This is a genomic window from Paeniglutamicibacter terrestris, assembly GCF_012271785.1.
In the GTDB taxonomy this organism is placed as follows: domain Bacteria; phylum Actinomycetota; class Actinomycetes; order Actinomycetales; family Micrococcaceae; genus Paeniglutamicibacter; species Paeniglutamicibacter terrestris.
Genome location: NZ_JAAWVT010000020.1, coordinates 1 through 2529, shown reverse-complemented (window position 1 = coordinate 2529; position 2529 = coordinate 1). Strand labels below are relative to the sequence as shown.

At 57.9% G+C, this 2529-nt stretch carries 1 protein-coding gene and 1 pseudogene; both read right to left on the bottom strand.

Features of this window, described 5'->3' with window-relative positions:
• Nucleotides 1-68: 68 nt before the first annotated feature.
• A complete protein-coding gene (locus HED64_RS19575; RefSeq protein ID WP_168153616.1) occupies nt 69-818 on the bottom strand; it encodes an ATP-binding protein in 750 nt (249 codons plus the stop codon).
• A pseudogene (istA, locus tag HED64_RS19570) lies at nt 815-2371 on the bottom strand (IS21 family transposase). Before istA ends, HED64_RS19575 begins: the two are co-directional and overlap by 4 nt.
• Nucleotides 2372-2529 lie beyond the last annotated feature (158 nt).

Genomic DNA, 2529 nt, shown 5'->3' with positions numbered 1-2529 from the left:
ACCAGTGATATTGCCGTTGGGGGCCAGTACCTCCTGGGGTGGGAGCCACCGGCCTCCAACGGGTCTATCTATTCTTGAGCGGCGCCGATCTTCTCACGCATGTTGTAGCTTCCGGTCTCGATCCAAATGGTGTTGTGGATGATCCGGTCCATAATCGCGTCGGCGTGGACGCCGGACCCGAGCCGCTGGTGCCAATCTTTCTGCTGATACTGCGTGCAGAATACCGTTGACGCTGAGCCATAGCGACGTTCCATGAGTTCCAGAAGCATGCGTAGGAAGTCACCGCTGGGACGGTCCAATAACCACTCATCGATGACCAGCATCGTGAACGAACCATACTTTTTCAGGAACTTCGCCGAACCCAATGGTTTGTCTTGGGCTTGGACCCATTCCTCCTCGAGATCTGGCATGCGCACGTATTGGGTGCGAATGCTGTTGCGGCAGGCCTGCTTCGCCAACGCGCACCCAAGATAAGACTTTCCGGAACCGGTAAATCCTTGGAAGACCACGTTCTGGTTCTGGTCAATGAACGCGCAACTCCCAATACTGGCGAGCATATTGCGGTTCAGCCCGCGTTCCTCAACCAAGTCCACCTGCCGCAGATCGGCGTTGGGGTAACGCAACTTAGCGCGACTGATCAGTCCGCCGACCTTTGAGGTGGTGAACGCCGAATGCGCTTCGTCGACGATGAGTCGTATCCGTTCTTCGAAGCTCAGCGGCATGCTCATGGATTCGTCTTGGGCTTCAAAAGCGTGGAGCATATCGTTGGCGTTCATTTCCCGAAGCTTCCGCTTGGTCTCGATATCCAGTGAGCTCATCGGGAGCCTCCAGCGTAGTAGTCGCTGCCGCGCACGTAGCCGCCTTCGTTGTTGAATAGCTCGGGCTGCGTGCTGAGGATCTTGTCTTGGCCGGTTTCCAGCAAGGGACGCAGATGGGCGTAGCGCGGTGAACGAATCTGGCTTTGCAACGCAATCCTGCAGACCGTCTCCAGCCGGGCTGGGCCGTAGCGCCGGCTCAGGCGCAGCACCGCCAACGCGGCATTGAAGCCCTGCTCCTTGACCTGCACAGATTCGAAGATTCACTCAACCACATTCAGCGTGCACGGCCCGGTGCGCGAAGCCCAGTCCGTGACCCGTTGAGTGTCCCAATGCTGCCACTGGCGCTCCGGTGGAATATCGGAATCGTTGGTCTGATACTGGTTCAGCGCTTCCGCCGCCATCAGTCGGTGACTGGTGATCCGTTCGTGGTTCCGATAGACCTCCAATACCGACTCGGTCAGCCGCAGATCCACGGTGGCACCGATGTTGATAATCGGGACCGAGTAGTAGTTCTTCTGCCACGAGACATAGCTGTTTCTAGCGACTTTCCGCCCGTAAACCCAGGTGCTGATCTCATAGCTGACCGCCGGTAGTGGGTTCATCAGGGGCTGCTCTTCGGCCCAGAACACTGACTTTCGGGACCCGGTACGTTTTTGGAAGGGTTCCTGGTTATAGGCCTCGACACGTTCTCGGATTGCTGCCCTCAACTGTCCCAGCGATCCGAAGGTGGTTTTCCGCAGGCCGGCGATCACCCACGTGGCCACGTGGCTCACGGTGTTTTCAACGCTAGCCTTGTCTTTTGGAGCCCTGACGCGTCCCGGCAATACCGCCGCCGCGTAGTGGGCGGCCAGATGGCGGTAGGAATCGTTGAGCACGATCTCGCCCTCGGCGGGGTGTTTGATCACGCCGGTCTTCAAATTGTCCGGCACGATGCGTGGCACAGAACCGCCGAATGCCTCGAACATTGCTACGTGGGCACGTAGCCAGCTCTCTTGCTTCATATCCAAGGTCGCTTCCACGAAAGCGTAGCGGCTGAACGGCAGACAGGCTACGAACAAGTAGACCTTGTTCCTCTGGCCGGTGATCGGATCCACCAGTTCCATGGTGGGACCGGACCAGTCCACTTCGATGCTCATTCCGGCCTTGTGCTGAACCCGGGAGGTTGCGTGCGATTCTAAGACAAAACGCTGATACACCTTGCAGAAACGGTCATAGCCCATGACTGCCTGCCCGGACCCGGCCTGAGCGTCAAGGTATTCGCCATGCAACAGCTTCAACGTAACGCCGACCTTGGCCAGTTCATGGTGGATGACACGCCAGTCTGGCTGGGCGAAAACGCTCTGGTGGTCACCGCGGCCCGGGAACAGCAGCGCGTACACCTCGTTCTCGGACTTCTCCCGAACTTCATCCCAGCTGATGTTTCGTTGCTCAGCCGCTTCGAGAACTGTAGTGATGCTTCGTCTCGAAGCCCCGAGCGAGGTGGAGATTGCTCGACCGGAGAGCCCATCTGCGCGGAGCTTGAGAATAAGCTTCGCCTTGATCCTACGTACCATTGAAACTGTTCCTTCCACCATGTGCCTCTCACATGGTGGAAGGAGCCTATTTCGTGGCTCCCAAGAACGCTACGGGTGGCCCCCAGGGACAATATTCCCGTTTTTTCGGGGTGGCCCCCACGCGCAATATTGCTGGCCCCCAAACAGTCAAATATTCA